The sequence below is a fragment of the Dyella sp. EPa41 genome (assembly GCF_016586165.1).
Lineage (GTDB): Bacteria > Pseudomonadota > Gammaproteobacteria > Xanthomonadales > Rhodanobacteraceae > Dyella.
In genome coordinates, this window is record NZ_BCPR01000006.1 from 60,659 (window position 1) to 79,617 (window position 18,959).

The following is an 18,959-nucleotide window of genomic DNA, read 5'->3' on the forward strand; positions in this document are numbered from 1 at the left end:
GGCTCCAAACGGCAGGGGGGCGGAAACGGGCGCGATTATACCTGCCCCGCTTCCCGTTCAGGCCGAAAGCGATCCCTTCGATTCAGCAAGCACGGCCGAGGCAACGAAGAACGAGCCGAAGGCAAGCACGCGTTCGCCGGCCCTGGATGCGGCGCGCGCCGCCGCCAAGGCCGAACGCACATCGTGGTGCAGGTCGTAACGGGCATCAGGCAGGGCCAGCAGCAACTGATCCAGCAGGACGCTGGAAGGCAGGCCACGTGGCGTATCGTGTTCGAGTCCCGCCAGATGCCAGTGGTCGATGCGCGAACCGATCGCGCGGATCACGCCTCCCACGTCCTTGTCGGACAGCGCGCCGTACACCGCATGCACGCGCCCGCCCGGATGCGCATCCAGCCATTCCGCCAGGGCGCGCGCCGCCTGCGGATTGTGTCCGACGTCCACCACCAGGGCAGGATCGCCGCCCAGCGCTTCCAGGCGTGCCGCCACGTGGACGGTCCGCAATCCGGTGGCGGCGGCCGCCTCCAGATCGGAGGCGGCGATGACCTCATCGTTTGCCTGCAGCGCATGGATCGCGGCGATGGCTGCCGCGGCGTTGGCGTATTGCACCGGCGCGGCCAGCGCCGGATCGGGCAGTTGCATGCCGGTGCCGTCGACATGGCGCCAGCGCCAGCCGCCTTGCGCCAGATGCTCCACGAAAAAGTCCGTCCCCGCGCGCTGCACTCTTGCCCCGATGCGCTGCAGCGCGTCGAGCAACCCTTGCGGCGGCTGGGTTTCGCCCACGATGGCCGGTCGATCCGCGCGGGCGATACCCGCCTTCTCGACGCCGATGCTGTCGCGATCGGGCCCCAGCCAGTCCATGTGGTCCAGGTCGACCGTGGTGATGATGGCGACATCCGCGTCGATGATGTTCACGGCGTCCAGGCGGCCGCCCAGGCCCACTTCGAGCACGGCCACGTCGAGGTTCGCGCGCGCGAACAGGTCCAGCGCGGCAAGCGTGCCGAACTCGAAATAGGTCAGCGGGATCTCGCCGCGCGCCGCCTCGATGCGCTCGAAGCTGGCGATCAGCGCGTCATCCGACGCGTCCACGCCACCGATGCGGATGCGCTCGCGGTAGTGCAGCAGGTGCGGCGAGGTATAGCAGCCGACGCGCTGGCCCGCCGCGGCCAGCATGCTTTCCAGCAGCGCCACGGTGGAACCCTTGCCGTTGGTGCCGCCAACCGTGATCACGCGCCTTGCCGGCGGCGGCGCGCCCATGGCCTGCCATACGGCGCGTACGCGATCGAGCCCAAGCTCGATGCTGCGCACGTTCACGCGCTCCTGGTAGGCCAGCCATTCGTCGAGGGTACGGGTCATGCGAAAGCATTCGTCCTGTCGGCATCAAGGGGGCGCAGCCAGAAGCCCAGGCGATGCGCGGTGGCTTCCACGGCGTCGATTTCGGTCCAGTCCAGCGTACAGAACATGTGGTCCTGGCGCTGGTAGCCGCGCTTGCGCCAGAACTCGTCGTTGGTGCGGTGATCGCGCGGACGGCGCCGGTCGTTGACCGCGCGCTCCACGGAGCAGAACGCGGTCCAGCGAAAACCGCCCTGGTGCCGCGCATGCGACTCGCGCAGATCGAAGAAGCGGTGGCCGATGCCCTGCCCGCGGTATTCCGGCAGCAAGACCGATTCGCCGAAGTAGAACACGTCGCTGAGCAGCATCCCGCGTTCCACGAAAGGCTGCTGGATCGCCGCCACCTCGTCCGCCAAAGGGATGCCGGTCGAGCAGCCGACGACCTCGTCCCCATCCAGCGCCAGCACGAACACGCTGCGCCGGGAGCGCGAATAAGCCTCCAGATAGCGGTGTTCGTACGCCATGTCGCCGTCGTACAGGTAGGGGTAGTCGCGGAACACGCGGATGCGCAGCCTGGCCAGCGCATCCAGGTGCGGACGCACGCCCTGGCCCATGCTGGTGATGACACGCAGGGCCATCGATCAGGCGCCCGTGACCTGGGCGATCCAGTCCTGCAGGTTGTAGTAATTGGTGACGCGGGCAATGCGGCCGTCGCGAATGTCGAAGAATGCGCCACCCGGCAACACGTAGCGCTGGCCACGGGCCGGCGGCAGGCCTTCGTCGTCGGCGAGGTATTGGCCATGCACCACGTATTCGGCGGCGACGCGGCTGCCGTCGGCGCTGGCCATCACGCTGATGTCCCGCAGCTGCTCGCGATAGCAGCGGTTCATGCGTTCAAGAAAGCGGCGGAACGTGTCCAGCCCCGTCTCGCGATGCCCCTGGTTGATGTCATGCGCCACATCGCCGGCAAGGTGGCCCAGCATGGCCTCCCAATCACCGCGGTTGAACGCGTCGTAGTAACTCTCGATGAGGGCAATGCTGGCAGGCATGGCGGCATCCGTCGGGGAATCGGGCCACACAGCTTAAAGCATGGGTGCCCGCGACGCAGTGCCGTTCGTGCGTGCCAAGACGGGCCGCTTCCGTGCTTTCCGGCAAATGCTGGATCCTCGCTTTCGCCGGAAAGGCACTGGCGCGATCAGAAGTGGATGCCGCTGGCGCGCAACGCCCAGTACATGCCGAACGCCGTCCAGAACATTTTCTTCAGCGCGCGGCCGGCGAGCAGCGCGACCAGCAGGCCCAGCAGCAGCGGCATGTGCTTTTCCAGCGTGCTTCGGGTGTCGTTGATGATGTTCATGTGATGCCCTCCCGCACCCCTTTGGTGCGGGAGTCATCTTCCGCATCGCCCTGCCCGTGCGGCAGGGCCGGCCGTCAATCATCGCGGGTGACAATGATCACAACGGCGTCCGCCGCAGGCGCAGCGCGTTGCCCACCACCGATACCGACGACAGGCTCATCGCCAGTGCCGCCACCATGGGCGACAACATCACGCCCAGCAGCGGATACAGCGCGCCGGCGGCCAGGGGCACACCCACCGCGTTGTAGACGAAAGCGAAGAACAGGTTCTGGCGGATATTGCGCACGGTGGCCTGCGACAGCGCGCGGGCGCGCACGATGGCGGTCAGCTCGCCCTTGACCAGGGTGACCTTTGCGCTCTCCATGGCGATATCCGTGCCGCTGCCCATGGCGATACCCACATCGGCCACGGCGAGCGCCGGCGCATCGTTGATGCCGTCGCCAGCCATCGCCACGCGGTGACCCTGGGCTTGCAGCGACTGGACCACGGCAGCCTTGTCGGCCGGGGAGACATCCGCATGCACCTCGTCGATGCCCAGCGACGCGGCCACCGCCTTCGCGGTGACGGCGTTGTCGCCGGTCAGCATCACGATGCGCAGGCCGGCCGCATGCAGGTCGCGGATCGCCCGCGGCGTGCTCGCCTTGACCCGGTCGGCGACGGCAACCAGGCCCGCCAGCAGGCCATCGATCGCGATGAACATCACCGTGGCGCCTTCGGTGCGCATCGCATCGGCGCGTTCGAGCGCCGACGCCTCGGCAACGACACCGATATTCGCCAGCATCTGGCGATTGCCCAGCGCCACCGGGTGTCCCTGCACCGAGCCTTCGACGCCCGCGCCGGTAACCGAACGGAAATCCTCCACCGCAGGTACGCGTATGCCGCGCGATTCGGCGCCATCGACGATCGCCCGCGCCAGCGGATGTTCACTCGGTTTTTCCAGCGCCGCGGCAAGCGCCAGCAACTGATCGAACGGATACGCGCCGAGACTCACCACGTCCTTCAGCGCGGGCTTGCCTTCGGTGAGCGTGCCGGTCTTGTCCACTACCAGCGTGTCGATGTCGCGCAGCGCCTCGATCGCCGCCGCATCGCGAAACAGCACGCCGTTCTGCGCGGCGCGACCACTGGCCACCATGATGGAAATGGGCGTGGCCAGGCCAAGCGCGCAAGGACACGCAATGATCAGCACCGATACCGCGGCGATCAGCGCATAGGTCAACTTCGGATCAGGCCCGAACCACGCCCACAGCACGAAGGCCAGCGCGGCCACCGCCACCACGGCGGGAACGAACCATGCCGCCACGCGATCGGCCACGCGCTGCAGCGGCGCCTTGCTCCGCTGCGCCTGCGCCACGAGCGTGACGATCTGCGCGAGCACGGTTTCCGCGCCCACTTTTTCCGCGCGCATCAGCAAGGCGCCATCCTGGTTGAGCGTGCCGCCGGTGAGTTGATCGTCCCTGCCCTTGGCGACCGGCAGTGGCTCACCGGTGAGCATGGATTCGTCCACATGGCTGCGGCCATCGAGCACCACGCCGTCCACCGGTACCTTTTCGCCGGGGCGCACGCGCAATGTGTCGCCCGCGTGCACGGCGTCCAGCGGCACATCGTGTTCGCCCCCGTCGGCGTCGACGCGACGAGCCGTCTTGGGCGCCAGTTCGAGCAAGCCCTTCAACGCGGCACTGGTGCGCCGGCGTGCACGCAGCTCGAGGAAATCGCCGAGCGTGACCAGGGTGACGATGACGGCGGCCGATTCGAAATACACGCCCACGCGGCCATGCATGTCGCGGAAGCCCTCGGGAAACAGGCCGGGCGCCAGGAAGGCCACGGCGCTGTAGATCCATGCCACGCCCGTGCCCAACGCGATCAGCGTGTACATGTTCGGCGACCACGGCTTGAGCGAATGCCAACCGCGCGCAAAGAACGGCGCGCCGCCCCATAGCACGACGATCGTGGCGAGCGCCGCTTCGGACCAGGCAGCCACGCCATCCCACGGCGACGGCCAATGCCAGCCAGACAGATGCGGCCCCATCGCCAGCACGAAGACCGGCAGCGTCAGCGCCAGCAGCGACCAGAAGCGACGCGACATCGCGCGCAGCTCGTGACCATCGTCCTCGTCCAGGCTGGGCATCATCGGTTCCAGCGCCATGCCGCATTTCGGGCAATGTCCGGGGCCGACCTGCTGCACTTCCGGGTGCATCGGACAGGTGTAGATGACGCCCGCCAGCGCAGGTGCGGGCGCCGGCTGCGGCCGCAGATAACGCGGCGGATCGGCGTGGAACTTCTCCTTGCAGCGCTGGGCGCAGAAGTAATACGCGTGTCCGTCGTGCTCCAGGTGGTGCGCGGCGGTGTGCGGATCCACATCCATGCCGCATACCGGATCCTTCACCGTGTGCGCGGCGTGGTCATGGTGGCTGTCGTGATCGTGGTGACCGTGGTGATCGTGGTGGTGATGCTTATGGGACGTCGCCGCCGGGTTACCGCCGCAGCAGGATTTCGCCTCCGGCACTGGGGCAGCCTCCTTCGCGCTACAGCAGGCGTGCTTCTCCATGTTCATGCTTCGTCCCTCTGATCGGCCAGCGCGCGCAGGATCGGGCACTGCTCGGGCGAGCCGTGGCCCGGGCAGGCGTCGATGAGTTGCTCCAATCCGTTGCGGACGCGAGTGAGTTCGGCGATGCGCTCGTCGATCGCCGCCAGCCGCTCCTGCGCCCGCTTCTTCACCGCCTTCACGCCACGCTGGCGGTCGGCCGACAGCGCCAGCAGGTCGCGGATTTCCTCCAGCGTGAAGCCAAGATCCTTGGCACGCCGGATAAAACGCAACTGCCGCACCGCGCCCTCGTCGTAGCTGCGGTAGCCCGAGGCACGCCGCAGCGGCTCCGGCAGCAAGCCTTCGCGTTCGTAATAGCGGATGGTGTCGATCGCCACGCCGACGCGCTTGGCGACGGCACCAATGGTCATGGGGGTATGGGGAGTGTTCATGGGCCAAGTCTAGACCTTTGATCAAGGTCTAGAGTCAAGCCCCCGTTCCTCCCGTCGTATTGTCGAGAGCCCTTAGCCCTGGCACTGAGGCCCATTACCTTGGCACTGGCCCTTTAACGATGACACTCCCCTAAATACATGGCCACCCGCGATAACTTGCCCTAATCGCGCTACCCCCAAACTAAGGTGGCCTCCATCGCAGATCGATGTCGTGCATCGATCCTGGCAGCGCGGCGTTGAGCCACCATTGGTCTTCCATGACGAGGAAACGCGGGCTATCGAACGTAATTGCGCTCCGCCCCTTTGAAGCGGCCAACCCACGGCACGCTTACACGTACGCCTGATTCCGAATCAGATGAATATTCCGTTCGCTCTATTGAGGGATCCCTGGGGAAGGGAGAAGGCTAGTGCCGCAGGCACTGGCTTTCCGAAATTTAAGGGACCGGGCCGGTGTTTCGAAGGCAAGGGGTTGCTGTTAACGGCAGTGATTAAGGATCCCTGCGGTTCGAAGCCGGGTGCTGCCTGCGCGGCTACGGGAGTTTCAGCAGGCACGTGGTCCTCGGTCTTCTGATCAAAATTGGTTGCTCAGAGGTGCACCATGGAATCTCTGCGTACGCGGTACGTTCTTTTGGGGTTGCTTCTCGCTCTTTCCGGCCAAGCGTCAGCTGGCTGGTGGGAAGACGTCCAACATACCGTTGGATCTGTCGGAGCTGCAGTGTGGCAAGGCGCTGTCGCACCTACGAATACGGTGATCAATGCAGCCCAGGCTGCCACGGGTCAAAAGAGCCCTAATCAGATATTCGATCCCTATAAGCAGTTGGCCAAGACGAATGGCGACCTACTTCAGGATGGCTATTCGCTCGCGCAGCAGCCGCAAGACTTCTTTTATCGTCGCGCGTTGCAGTATTCGCAGGATATCGATGGCGATAGCGGTTCGTTCATGTTTGACGTAGCTACCTTCAATTCGCAACTGATGAATGAGTTGGGGTCGGCGTCAATCAACGCGACGGCCAATGTGCTTCGCGGAGAGGATCCTCTTCAGCTGGTCGGCGCTCCCTTGGCAGGAGCAATCAGGGCGGCGCGGCAGCGGTTTTCTGGAAAAGCCAGGCCACTTCCTGAGGATGTAGCTCGTGCGCTCGCTCCATACTTCGATCCATCGGTGCTGGCGAGGGCCAAATATGCCGTCGGCAATGTCGAAATTACGTTGCCCACGATGATCGGACAATCGTACAGGCTTATGGGATCTGACTATGCTGTAACTGTCGATGACATCATTGTGTTCAATACCTCACCTCCCTCGATCGAGGAGAATCCGGATTGGTGGGCGCATGAGATGACTCATGTCCGCCAGTACGCCGCTATGGGAGTTGAAGAATTTGCTTGGAACTACGTTCGTGATTTTGGCCAGTCACTCGAAAGTGAGGCTCGGGGGAATGGGGGGAACATCGCGCAACAGATTAACAATGGTGGTCAGGGAGGCCCTGGGTCTTCTGGGCCAATGACTGGGCCGCCGCAGCCAGTACAAGAGTACGGCGTAGCGCAGTGCGTCTTTTACGACAATAACGGCGGGGTCTTCCCGGTGCACTATGTCGTCACGAACATGAGCAACATCTACGCTGTAAATGATATGACTGGCCAGACATTTCAGGTCGGTTGGGCCACCCCGCCGCGGGCGCCTAATGTCGCATGGACGTATCAAACACCGAACTATACGTTCGCGGTCATGTCCGATGGAAGCATTCTCTTTCCACAAGAGAACTGGCGCCCTGTCGGCTATGTCGTTGCGTCAAACATCCGCTAGGAGGAGAAGGCTGTCAGCACTGACTGTGGCGTATGGATTGACCCATACAGGTCGCAATGACCGGTCTGCTGCAGCTAAGCCGCCTTCGACATTCATCCCATGGAGCGCGAATGTCGTTCCGTATAGAGCCTGCTCCATGGGAGTCACTCCCCAGGCGAGCTCGAGTTCCCACATCTGGACGTCAGGCATCTCATTTCTCCATTGCTAGGCGGGCCAGACAGAGATCGACAGTCGATCCCTAATTCTCTGAGCAGTGGTACGCCGCCGATTCCGTAGACACCTGATAGTGTCTATTGAGGATCGGAGGATCTATGACCAACAAGCGATTCACTGACGAATTCAAGGCTGAAGCGGTCAAGCAAGTTAGCGAGCGTGGTTACCCCGTCACCGAGGTGGCCGAGCGGCTCGGCGTGTCATCGCACAGTCTCTATGCATGGTTTCGTGAGCGAGGCGTCAGCCGCGATGCGCACAAAGCGCAGAAGGAAGTCGACCTGGTACAGGAGAATGCCCGGCTTCGCACCGAGCTGCGTCGTGCCGAAGAGGAGCGCGACATTTTAAAAAAGGCCGCCGCGTACTTTGCCCAGGGGTAAGAGCAAAGTACGCCTTCATGTAGGCCCATAGCCGGGAGTTTCGCCTCGCTACGATGTGCCGTGTGCTCAAGGTCGAGCGCAGCGGTTACTACGCATGGTTGAAGCTGACCGAGGCCGGTGAACACATCAGTCGGAAGCGTGTTGAGCGATTGATGCACAAGCATGGTCTTCGTTCGGTGCGCTCGCCGCTTCGACGTCGCTACAAGGGCGGCAAGCCGGCGGTCGTTGCACCCAATCGTCTGCAACGCCAGTTCAACGTCGCACATCCTGATCGAGCGTGGGTCACCGACATCACGTATCTGCGCACGGCCGAAGGCTGGCTGTATCTGGCAGTGGTCATCGACTTGTATTCGCGTGCTGTCATTGGTCGGTCGATGAAATCCAGCTTGGCACGCGAGCTGGCAATGGATGCGTTGTTGATGGCGATCTGGCGGCGACGTCCGGCGTGGTGATTCATTCCGACCAGGACGTGCAATATGGCAGAGATGACTGGCGCCGCTTCTGTCGCGAACACGGCCTGGACGTCAGCATGAGTCGGCGTGGTAACTGCTGGGACAACTTGGTGGCGGAGTCGTTTTTCAGCAGTCTAAAGAAGGAGCGCGTACGAGGCCGCGTCTACGGCAGTCGCGAGGAAGCACGCAGCGATGTGTTCGATTAAATCGAGGTGTTCTACAACCGGCAACGTCGCCATGGACATCTGGGTGGCCTTGCGCCAATGATGTTCGAGGCGGCTAACTCAAAATCCAGCAGCTAACCGTCTACGAAAGCGGGGGCGTACCACCGAGTGGCTGGACGGACTTAGAAAGACGCGTAGATACCTACGATTAGAACAATCATGAATAGAGTCATAGACAGGTACAAGTTGTATCGGGCAAGACGAATAAGGCGCCCAGTTTCGAGGCCAGGTTTAAACATTGCCCACGCTGTCTTGTCCTTGATAACTCTGTAGGCAATGTTGAAATCGGAATCGGATGATTTGCCTTGCCCTCGGCTGTAAGACCATAGTTGCGCATCGTGAGCTTTCGCGCTTCGACCAAGCAAGTACAGCAAGATATAGTATGTCAGCCCACTCAAAAAAAGTAGAAAAATAATAGCGTAGGCTAAATAGCCTGCCTCGTCACTCATGGATCACCTGTAGAGATTGCGCTACTTGGGTATGTTGTAGTTTCCACCGACAGATACTGGTGGCTTATAGATGACTTCTTCACCGATCCCCGCACCAACTGAGATACTCAGATCGCTAGCGCCGTGTACGTCTGTCTTAAACACGAAACCCAGTGCGAGGCCCGAGCCCAGCTTGACCTTCAAGTACGAAGATGGATCGGCCTGAAATACGATGCCATTGCTTGACTCCTTGGAACCCGACCACACCTTTAGGTTGTAAGTTGCCGAAGCAATGGCGCCTTCGCCGATCACAAAAGTCCCGCCAAGTGAATCCGGAGACTTTCCGACCTCCTTCGTGGCACTTACGTCGACCCCAGGACCAAATGCGGCCGCGCCGTCTGCGGTAAACGAACTCCTTTCCTTCAATCCTTGCCACACCCCACCACCGCGTGATCGATTGTTCGCTTGAGGCGTGGGCGTGTTGCTGGCCTGAACTCTTGGCTTTTCGTTTTGGTGCTTCACGCCAGCAATCCCAGCCTCTTGCATGGCAAGCTCAGAGTTTCTTTGCTTGTCTGTTTCATTGTGGAACTCGCAGAACAATGAGCCCGTGCATGCTCCAGTAGGATCAGTATTCCTCCCTGGATTGCCGTTTGCGTACTGAAATCGATTGAAGTTGAATGGATCTCCAGGCAGGGGACCAATTGGATCGGCTGAAAAGAATCGCCCAATAGCAGGGTCATAATATCGAGCTTGCATATAAATGAGTGCCGTGTCCGGATCGCTTACGTGCCCCGTATATCCTGGCCCGCTTGGCGTGGCAGCCATGCCAGCTCCAGAATAGTTGCTTCCGTAAGGGCGATAGTCAAAGTTTGCTATCACATTGCCATTGGTATCCGCTTCCGAGAGTGGGGTTCCCTGCGGGTCAGTATAAATGTAGGTGACAGTTCCAGCATTTGCCTGTCCGCTAAGGCATACCCCCATCAAAAAGAGCGACACGCAGCCCAACCTGCCCGCCACTTTCACAGTGAATTCCATATCCTTGCTCCTCAATGGATCGGACCGGGCGGGTCAGTGTTGGTGATGTTTGGCGCATTTGTCGTCGCCGAACACCCTGAGGCGTTGCAGGCTTGAGCTCCCCACTGAATGGATTGCGTCGCACCTGGGATAGGAATGGTCACTGTCGTCGCTGAGGTGCTGGTGTAGACGGCAGTGTTGCCGTTATCGAGGTTCTTTCGAATCACGTTGTATGACGTCGCTGTGCTCGAACTCGCCCAGGTGATGTAGTACTGCTGCCCATGCACGTACGACGGTGCCTGGACCCAGGCTGGTGCGGGCGGGGGCAACAAGACGGTCACGGTTGCGGTCCCGCTCCATGGGCCACATCCGCTGGCGTTGCACGCTTGTACGCGATACCCGTAGCTCGCATTGCCGCGACCACTCGTCGACCAAGCGGTTGCACCGTTGGCTTGAACGGTTGCCCAGCCACCACCGTTCACGCTTTCTTGTAGCGTGTACGACGCGCCGTCGGTGACTGCATTCCAACTGACTGTGTAGCTACCGTTCGTGCTGTTCGACGGGACGCTCGGCGATGGTGCACTGGCCGGCGCCAGGAGCACGACGACTGTCGCCGTGGGACTGGCCGCACTGCAGCCGCTGGCGTTGCAGGCGGTCACGTAATACTGGTAGTTGCCACTCGTTTTGCCGCTCACCGACCAACTCGTGGCGCCAGTACTTTGGACCACCGCCCATCCCCCCCCGGGATTGAGCTGCCAGAGCTGGTAGTAAGACGCCGTGGCATTACTGCTCCAGTTAATGCCATAGCTGCCTGTGGTGTTGCTACCCGGTGCACTGATGCTAGGTGCGGGGGTCGGTGGAAGCAGAACGGTGGTGTTGCTTACACCGCTCCAACCGCTGCAGCCGCCGGCATTACAGGCCTGGACACGATAACCGTAGGTGCCGTTGCCCCTGCCCGACGCTCCCCAGCTGGTGGCGGAGTTGGACTGCACGGTGCTCCAGCTTCCACCGACTTGCTCTTGCAGGTTGTAATACGTTGCGCCCGTGACGCCGGTCCAGCTCACCGTATAGCTTCCCGTCGTGCTACCGCTCGGCGAGCTTAGCGTCGGGGCGCTGCCAGGCGGAATCGTCACGGTGACTGCAGAGCTCGTCGTGTATTGCGTACTGCAGCCATTCGTATTGCAGGCTTTCACCCGGAACGTATAGCTGCCTGTCGTGCTCGCGCTGAAGGACGTAGTGATCGCAGAGCCCGAGTAAATGGCGGCCCATGCCTGCCCATTGATGCTTTGCTCAAGCGTATAGCTTGTTGCGTACGCGCTGGCCGCCCAGCTCACAGTGAGGGGGCCATTGCTGGTCGCTGGCACCGAGATCGTCGGGGGCACCAGTGGTATGTGCCTGACCGAAACCGTGTTTGAAATGACGAACAAGCTGCAGTCGCTGGATTTGCAAGCCTGTACACGATAGGCGTAGTCGCCGTCCGCCGGATTGCTCAGGACATAGCTCGTGCCAGATCCGCTGTATGCCGGCGCCCAGCCACCATTGCTTACGTTCTGCTGCAACGTGTAGCTCGTGGCGCCACTCGATCCAGCCCATGTAACGGAGATGCTCGTCAGGTCCCCTGCGAGCGTCGCGGTAAGCGATGCAGGTTGCGGTGGCGCATTCGGTGACGCAGGAACAACGTAGGTGCCGCTGTTGGTCAGTGCGGGGTTGCCGTTGCCTACAGGCGAAATACCGTAGACATAGATACTCTGCCCAACATATTGGCTTCGATTGGCTGCGGTAAGCGGAATACTGAAGCGGAAGCTCCCTGCCCCCACGCCACAGGCTGACGCGACCCCAGCTTCGCTCGATTGATTGGCCAAATAGCGACCGAGTGCTGCACCCGTGCCCGCAGGTCCGCCGACATACAGATCCACATTGATCGATGAGGTCAGGCCGGAGGAGCATGCCCACCCGACGACCGTGGCGTTATTCGATCCATCAATGTTGACACCGTCGATGTTGCCGCGAACCGTGGTGTTATATGCCTCATTTCGCGCGATCAGCTTCTTGCCCAAATAGATGTAGGCAGTAGTCTTGGTCGTGGCAGCATCAAACTGATAGAGGAACTGTCCTGCGTCCGTATAGAAGTAGTACACGGAGCCTTGCCCGCCGGCGGGCGTCCGTACGACTCGGCGCCCGGAGGCGTCGTAGCCGTACGTGTCATACCCAGGGATGTCCAGCAGCTGGTTCTTCTCGTCAAAATGCAACGTGGCGCCGTTTCTGTTGGAAACATTGCCCTTGTTGTCGTACTGGAGCGTCACGACCGGGCTCGATCCCTGAGAGATATTCGCTAACCGGTTAGTGGCGTCGTAGTTATAGGTGTAGGTCTGCCCTGCGGTGAGACGCGTACGAAGGTTGTTGATGGGATCGTAGGTATAGGACTCTGCACCCCACATCCCCGGAGCCTGTGCGCTGGTTAGGCGGTTGAGGCCGTCGTAGCCGAAGGATTTGCTCCGCACCCCGCCCGTCAAGTCATTTACAGAGCCGATGTTGCCATTGGCGTCATAGAGCAGGTCCTCGCTGATGTTAAAAGTACTCCCCTTCGCGTACGTGAAGTTCTTCAGAAGCTGGCGCTCATTCTTCTGTGCGAAATACTCGGCGCCATTGCCGTAGAAGAAGTGCTGGATATCCCCGTCTGGGTAGTAACTAACGCCGGTGGCATAGCTCCCTGCTTGCGTCGGGCGCCCCAAGGCGTCGGGTGCATAGTCCACGACTGTTCCGTCGGGATAACTGACGGTGCGAGTGCTCCCATAGGCATCATGTCCGTAACGAATGGCATTGCTGCCATTACCCGTGACGGCGAGCGTTTCCGATGTGAGCTGCCCCAGCTTGTTTCGCACACCAGTCCATGTCGTGATACCTGAGTCTGCCTGACGAAGCGTCCCCGTCAGGTAGTACTGGTAGGTGGTGCTCTGCGTGCCGGCCGGCGGGAGGATGGTCCAGAGACGATTCAGCTGATCATAGTTGCGTACCGTCTTGGCGGCGTCGGCCACCTGCTCGCGACCGCATACTGAAGCTCCTCCAGTGATCGTCAACCCTGATCCGGTCCATTTGACGTTGTTGGCGCCGTCGTAATCGGTGACTTCGCTTCCGCTTTCTGGCTCAATCGTGCGGCACAGGCGATGGAAGCTATCGTAGACCAGCGTCTTGGTCACGCTATCGCTTTCCGTCCCATAGAGTCCGGATTGAGTGATTGACAAGGGGTTGCCGTAAACATCCCGAACAATTGTCTGCGTGACATCCTCGGGTGCTTCCACCCGGATGACCGCGTCGTCGCTTGGCTGATCGAAAACCTGGAAAGTGCGCGTGGTTACATATTGCTTGGGATCTGTAGTTTTTGTGCGTGCACCAGACAAGTATTCCATCTTGGTTGTCAACGCGCCCAGTTCGGATGCCTGTTGAACCTGGGTCACGCGTCCAACGATGTCGTAAGTACTGCTCGTACCCAAAGAAATCGAACCAAGATCCGGCTGGCCACCGACAGGGTAGGAAGCAAAGGTCTTTTGCCCGCGCCAGTCGTAGTCACTTCGCACGTTGCTGTGCGAGTTGCCGTCGTCCTTGATGTAATTGTCGACCAGAACGGGGCGCAGCATCGCGTCAAAATATGTCACCGTCTGCGCAATACCCTTGGTCATGGTTCGCTTCCAGTGACCAGCGTCAAGGCCGCGCTCGGCCATCGGCATGTAGTCGTAGGAGTAGCCCTTCGGATACCAGGCGGCCTCATCCCCAGCGGGGTAGGTGATCTGCCTTAACCTTCCCATCGGATAGTAGTCATACTTAGTAACCGCGTTGAGCTGGTCGGTCACCTGAACGATTCGCCCCAAGTCGTCGACTTCCAACCTTTGCGATGATTGATCCTGATAGACGATGTTTCGCGGAATACCAGCCTTGTAGTCGCCGAGCGTCGTAGTGTTGTTGTTGCCATCGGTGAAGCTCGCCAGGAGACCCTGCGAGTTGAACGCGTAGCTTTTCACCAATTGGCCAAAGCGCCAACGCTGGGACAGCGTAACCTTGGTGAGGTCGTACACGTCCTTATTGACCGTCTCGCCTTTGGTCAGGTTGTCGAGCTGGACACGAAGGCCAATCACCCAATGCGGAAGATCATTGAGGTAGGTGACTTGCTCTTCGACGGGTGTCTGTCCTGCGATGCTGTTGGAGCGCTTGACCGTCGTAGGCTGCGCAAACACATCAAACGCCTCGGCAAGCCAGGTATAGCTATCCCCATCCTGGATCGTCGTTGTCGACCGCGTGGGGCGAATCCTCCCCACCATGGGATTCTTGTAGGACGGCAATACCGAAATACCCGCGTTCTCCGGGAAGAGTTGAGCACCCATTTCGCTGTCATCGACGTAGGCGTTCACAACGGTCTTGACGGGTGAGCCAGACGCCGTGTCGTACTCGGTCTGCAGCAAGCGCCCTTCATTTCGCGCGTACTGCACGCCGAAGTTGTACTTAGTGATCTCGTCGGGCCCTGTCACGGTGACCGTCTTGGATACGCTGCAACCCGAGCAGGTGCCCTGTGGCACATAGCTTTCAGCGCCCGACGGCCAAGGGCCGGGCACCGACGCCGTGAAGTAGCTGCCGCTGACGGACCCGTAATCGTAAGTCCAGGTGAGTGTGCTTAGTCCCGCGCCACTAATCTTCTTTGATTTCAACGCAAAGTTGTCGAAGAACGCATCCACATCGGGGTAAAGGTGGTACGAATTTCCGTCAACACAAGACAACGGGATGTAATTTCGGTAGTGCCTCATGTAGGTGAAACGAAATACACCCACCGCACCGGATGGTGCGCCAATGCCGTACTCAAAGTCCCCCGTGTTAGGGTCCATTTCCATCTGGCAATGGGTGTTGGGCGGCACATAGTCGTCTGGGAATCCGCCCTTAATCGTAATCATCGAACCTAAGCTCGTGGAGTAATTCCACTGCGAATTATCCGGCTGAGTGACCCGATCTAGCGCACCTGCCGTGTAATGGTAGTTCCACACTCCATCCGCACTAGTCACCGTTGAGATAGCGGTGCCCGACCAACCGATGATGATTGCACGGCCATCACTGGCATCGATCCGTGTAAGTTGGTCCCCGCTATAGGTATACGTCACCCAGTTGCCGAAGCGATCTTCGACGCGCGTGGCAAGCATGTACACCCTTGATCGCGTGACGAGCTGATTCTTGCCTAGCTTCAAAATGGGGGCGGTGCGAGTCACCGCCCAATTGAAGGTGTAACGCACACCTGAAGGAGTGATGGCGACGAAAGCCTGACCCGGATATCCGTTAGCCGTACTGGCCAGACAACCCACACGCGCATATCCCTTGGTTACCCAAGGATAGGTGTTGCCGTCCGCAATGGCGGGAAGCTTTGCCTCGGTATTCTTCAGCAGCTCGTCATCTGCCACGCCGGGAATATGGAGATGGTTGCCGTCCCAAATGACGGAAGCATCCGGCTTATAGGTCAGGTTGCTGACGCGAACATAAGGCAAGCGTTGATTGGTACAGCGCGCCGTGTCGGGCGAATCGTTGTTATCGATGACCCAGCCGTTTTGTTGAGTGAACGTACCCTCGATATAGGGGACGTCCACATCCCAGTCACCTAGTCCGCCGATATTGCCCGGATCCTTGCGCCGATCCTCGATGATCAGTCGCCTACGAAATTCCACGGGCAAGGAGCCATTACCAGGCACGCTCACATCAACGACATTGAACTCCGTCGAGCCGTTGTACAGGCTGACCTTGTCCCCGAAGAGATCGCTCTTTAGAGGCGTAATTTCTTCAGCGGCACGAAGTTTCTTGCCGAATTCTTCGTACGGCTCGACACCGTTATCGGTCTGGGCGTGTGCCACGGTGGCCGCAAAGGTCACCGCCAAAACGGCACAAACACGAGAAAGCCACGAAAGATATGCCACGCCCTGGCATGCCGAGCGGCATCCCTGCACAAGCTCCTTCACATTGTCCCCCTGTTCCACACATTGCGTGCGGCTGTCGCATTTTCTAGCGAGGCCGGATGCCCGCGTCAAGGACCTACGTCGTAAGAACTATGCGCTTCTCAATCGTGCGGTTTGTTCCGGCGCAAACCTGGAAGGACTCCACGACAACTTGACCCATATCAAGCAGCTCGGGGGATATGCCTCAAGGAGCCTGCCGCGCGAAGGCGGGAGGCCGAACTGGATCAATGGTGAGCGTGACTGACGAAGTAGGCGGAGCCTTACATCATGAGGGCAAGAAAGATGACAGATCCCGTCGTGGCCTTCTGGAGTATTACTCGGTTGCAGAGCCTTCGATCATCGCTACAGGGCGCCTAGAGGACCGCACATATCCCTCAGGAGCGCGTGACTCGCCGCCCATGTGCTCACGCCGCTCAGTGGAAGAAGTCCATAGCGGACCGCGAACGTCGACATCTTCGTGCGGAGCTCCTTCGGGCGCAGAGCGCTACTTCTGGTTGACTCGAATCAACGCAGACGCTTCTCGCTTCAGGCGACGTGTAGGGCGACGTCGATTGTCGATAGCCCAACTTTGAGCCCACCCCCTTAGCCGGGAGCGCGGACGACCGTCCTTCAAAGCGTCGTCCAAGCCCGACCAGCCTCGTCGCAAGCCTTGCGACTGACCAATCCTAGGGTGTGCCCGCTATCCCCCTACCCGGCCCCAAAGGAGAACATGAGATGTTTAGGATCATCGGCGCAACCATCGTTTATGGCTTCGCGTTGTTTGGCCTCGCGAAATACCTCCAGACCACTGTCCAGCAGTCAGACTGATGGGCGCCGCGCGGCGGCACCGAGGCATTGACGATCCGATTGCGTCACCCTATACGCTACGCAAGGTCGACGCCGATCCTCAAGGTGAGAATTGAATGAGCAAATGGAAGAGCAAGGTCCTTACCGTCACCAGCGCAATCAAAGCTTCCGCGGGCGAGATGACGGACAGGGTAGCTGATACGTCCAAGGGCATGGTGGCCGCAGGCAAAGAGCAGTTGACGAGCTTGACGGAAAAGACCCTGGGTTATTGGAATGAACTGGAATGGTCAGAACTCACCAATGCAGAGCGCCATCGCGAACGCTTTGAGCGCTACTACGCCATAAGCTCGGAAAAAGTCGTTTCGTACTACCGGTCAGCCCTGGAGGTGGACAAGAGCACCGAACAGATGGTGGATGACATTCGTCGAAAACTGCCGGTTCCGGCCCAGACGTTCGACGATATCTTTCAGCAGTGTAAGAACGAGGCGCTTCGACGGGCGGTGGCCGTCTTTTGCCTTGCGCCCGTCATGCAAGGCCTGGACCGCCATGCCGAAGGCCGCTACGCCAATCTTTCACTGAGCTATAAGGAATTTAAGGCGGAGAACAATCTCCACGATCACCCCAATTTCGCGGAACTCAAGAACGAGCAATACCAGGCCCAGAGGGATTGGACCCTGCTGGACAACGGGTATCAGCATGACCTGCCCGTCAATCCCTTCGACACCGATATCGAGCACATCATCCCCAAGAGCCAGCTCTACGACGATTGGATCGTCCGATTGGGAACTAATGACGATCAATTCATCGATGTCATCAATACCGATGAGAATCTCATCTTTGCCGACAGGTCTATAAATCGTTCAAAAGGCGCCAGTGACCTGCTGGATTACATCGACCGAGGCGTCCCGGACTCGAAGGACCCAGACATCCTCCACTTCTCCATCAAGGGCGAGGATCATACGGTGCGCCGCTCTGATATCGAGAAACGCTACGAAGAGGCATCAGAACGTGCCACACAGGCCAGGCTTGACGCGCTAAAGGTGGTGGGTGTCGAAGTTGCCAGTGTTGCTGCCACCATGGCAGCACAGCAAGTGGTTGGATTGATGGTGGTAGAGACCATCGACATCTTTGTCGACGAGGTGAAGGACCTTGCTGCCACGGGAAAACTGTTAAGCAGCGAGGGCTTGCTGGCAGATTTGCAGGTGAGACAGGAGCGACTGTCGACGCGACTGGTTGCCCGGTTCGAAGAGCGGAAGATTTGGGACCGCGCGCGTGCGGTGGGCATTGAGGGCGCGGTTGCTGGCGCGCTCAGTGCCATTCCACAGATCCTCATCTCGATCCTCACCAACCTCCCGGCGCTGGTCCTTTCCATCGTTCGCGAGTGCACGCTGTCAACGGTGCGTTGTGTACGCTTACTGATGGCGCCGGGTGATGCCAAACTCGAAGGCATCAAAGTGATCATGCTGGGCACCGTGTCGGCGGTGATGGGCGTTTATGTCGCCCACCTAATTTCGAAAGGCATTCGGGCGGTTCCCATCTTTCGCGCGTACGACAGGGAGGTCAGCCTGGTACTGTCGAGCTTGATCGTCACCGCAGTGCCGCTGGTAGCCATTTATGGGTTTGAGCGGAACAAAGCGAAGTTCACCTTCAGGCTACTTCCTGGCAGTGCTTCCGCGTCGGAGCAAGCGGAGTACAACGCTTAAGGCCATTTTCGGCGAGTGACCGGGGAATCCCATGATGGCCTCACGGGCACCAAGTATCAGAACGAGCGGGCAACGCCCTCATGGGGCTTGTTCGGCAACGCTGTTTGAGGCCCTCAACAATAAGATCGGCCCTGCCACCGGGCTGCATGGGGCATTGGTCATGCGTAACAGCAAGCCATCTTTGAGTGAGGTACAGACGTTCCAGTTGTCGCACTGAGAATCGGCTCGCTCATCTGTTTCTTGAGCCGCCAGGGTCGTGGCGGCGACCGTTCCGCGTTCTATGGGAACCGTATGCCCTTTGGCCTACTCGGCCTTGATCTTTTC

The 18,959-nt window shown here is 60.1% G+C and carries 10 protein-coding genes and 1 pseudogene; 3 read left to right on the top strand and 8 right to left on the bottom strand.

The features are described 5' to 3' along the window. Positions 1-57: 57 nt before the first annotated feature. The 6 genes from folC to JMF82_RS03725 form a co-directional block, all read right to left on the bottom strand. Positions 58-1,353 carry a bifunctional tetrahydrofolate synthase/dihydrofolate synthase gene (folC, locus tag JMF82_RS03700; protein WP_201313193.1) on the bottom strand — a complete coding sequence of 432 codons (1,296 nt, stop codon included), beginning with the start codon at positions 1,351-1,353 and terminating at the stop codon, positions 58-60. Continuing rightward, a complete protein-coding gene (locus tag JMF82_RS03705; RefSeq protein WP_201313194.1) occupies positions 1,350-1,967 on the bottom strand; it encodes a GNAT family N-acetyltransferase in 618 nt (205 codons plus the stop codon). The genes folC and JMF82_RS03705 overlap by 4 nt, the downstream gene beginning before the upstream one ends. A gap of 3 nt (positions 1,968-1,970) precedes the next feature. Next, on the bottom strand, positions 1,971-2,378 hold the full coding sequence (locus JMF82_RS03710; protein WP_201313195.1) for a ketosteroid isomerase-related protein: 408 nt from the start codon (positions 2,376-2,378) through the stop codon (positions 1,971-1,973). A 146-nt stretch (positions 2,379-2,524) separates the two neighbouring features. Further along, a complete protein-coding gene (locus JMF82_RS03715; RefSeq protein WP_165418425.1) occupies positions 2,525-2,683 on the bottom strand; it encodes a hypothetical protein in 159 nt (52 codons plus the stop codon). Between the two features lie 97 nt (positions 2,684-2,780). Further along, a complete protein-coding gene (locus JMF82_RS03720; RefSeq protein WP_201313221.1) occupies positions 2,781-5,228 on the bottom strand; it encodes a heavy metal translocating P-type ATPase in 2,448 nt (815 codons plus the stop codon). A 2-nt stretch (positions 5,229-5,230) separates the two neighbouring features. After that, entirely contained in the window at positions 5,231-5,656 is a 426-nt protein-coding gene (locus tag JMF82_RS03725; RefSeq protein ID WP_201313196.1) for a MerR family transcriptional regulator, read from the bottom strand. A 598-nt stretch (positions 5,657-6,254) separates the two neighbouring features. Here JMF82_RS03725 and JMF82_RS03730 point away from each other — a divergent pair. Both JMF82_RS03730 and JMF82_RS03735 read left to right on the top strand, forming a co-directional pair. Next, positions 6,255-7,457 (top strand): DUF4157 domain-containing protein, encoded by a 1,203-nt coding sequence (locus tag JMF82_RS03730; RefSeq protein ID WP_201313197.1) that lies wholly within the window; start codon positions 6,255-6,257, stop codon positions 7,455-7,457. Positions 7,458-7,768: 311 nt separating this feature from the next. Further along, positions 7,769-8,801 (top strand): annotated as a pseudogene (locus JMF82_RS03735) (IS3 family transposase). A gap of 392 nt (positions 8,802-9,193) precedes the next feature. On the opposite strand, the gene JMF82_RS03740 reads toward JMF82_RS03735, so the two are convergent. Both JMF82_RS03740 and JMF82_RS03745 read right to left on the bottom strand, forming a co-directional pair. Further along, positions 9,194-10,186: an RHS repeat-associated core domain-containing protein gene (locus JMF82_RS03740; RefSeq protein ID WP_201313198.1), complete on the bottom strand. Its 993-nt coding sequence runs from the start codon at positions 10,184-10,186 to the stop codon at positions 9,194-9,196. An 11-nt stretch (positions 10,187-10,197) separates the two neighbouring features. Next, positions 10,198-16,149: an RHS repeat protein gene (locus JMF82_RS03745; RefSeq protein WP_201313199.1), complete on the bottom strand. Its 5,952-nt coding sequence runs from the start codon at positions 16,147-16,149 to the stop codon at positions 10,198-10,200. A gap of 899 nt (positions 16,150-17,048) precedes the next feature. On the opposite strand from JMF82_RS03745, the gene JMF82_RS03750 reads away from it, so the two are divergent. Further along, complete coding sequence (locus tag JMF82_RS03750) at positions 17,049-18,635, top strand: hypothetical protein (RefSeq protein ID WP_201313200.1); 1,587 nt, start codon at positions 17,049-17,051, stop codon at positions 18,633-18,635. Positions 18,636-18,959 lie beyond the last annotated feature (324 nt).

Excerpts from the sequence above, each read along its gene's own strand:
- folC (WP_201313193.1), bottom strand. The coding sequence starts at position 1,353 with ATGACCCGTACCCTCGACGAATGGCTGGCCTACCAGGAGCGCGTGAAC.
- JMF82_RS03705 (WP_201313194.1), bottom strand. The coding sequence starts at position 1,967 with ATGGCCCTGCGTGTCATCACCAGCATGGGCCAGGGCGTGCGTCCGCAC.
- JMF82_RS03710 (WP_201313195.1), bottom strand. The coding sequence starts at position 2,378 with ATGCCTGCCAGCATTGCCCTCATCGAGAGTTACTACGACGCGTTCAAC.
- JMF82_RS03715 (WP_165418425.1), bottom strand. The coding sequence starts at position 2,683 with ATGAACATCATCAACGACACCCGAAGCACGCTGGAAAAGCACATGCCG.
- JMF82_RS03720 (WP_201313221.1), bottom strand. The coding sequence starts at position 5,228 with ATGGAGAAGCACGCCTGCTGTAGCGCGAAGGAGGCTGCCCCAGTGCCG.
- JMF82_RS03725 (WP_201313196.1), bottom strand. The coding sequence starts at position 5,656 with ATGAACACTCCCCATACCCCCATGACCATTGGTGCCGTCGCCAAGCGC.
- JMF82_RS03730 (WP_201313197.1), top strand. The coding sequence starts at position 6,255 with ATGGAATCTCTGCGTACGCGGTACGTTCTTTTGGGGTTGCTTCTCGCT.
- JMF82_RS03740 (WP_201313198.1), bottom strand. The coding sequence starts at position 10,186 with ATGGAATTCACTGTGAAAGTGGCGGGCAGGTTGGGCTGCGTGTCGCTC.
- JMF82_RS03750 (WP_201313200.1), top strand. The coding sequence starts at position 17,049 with ATGAGCAAATGGAAGAGCAAGGTCCTTACCGTCACCAGCGCAATCAAA.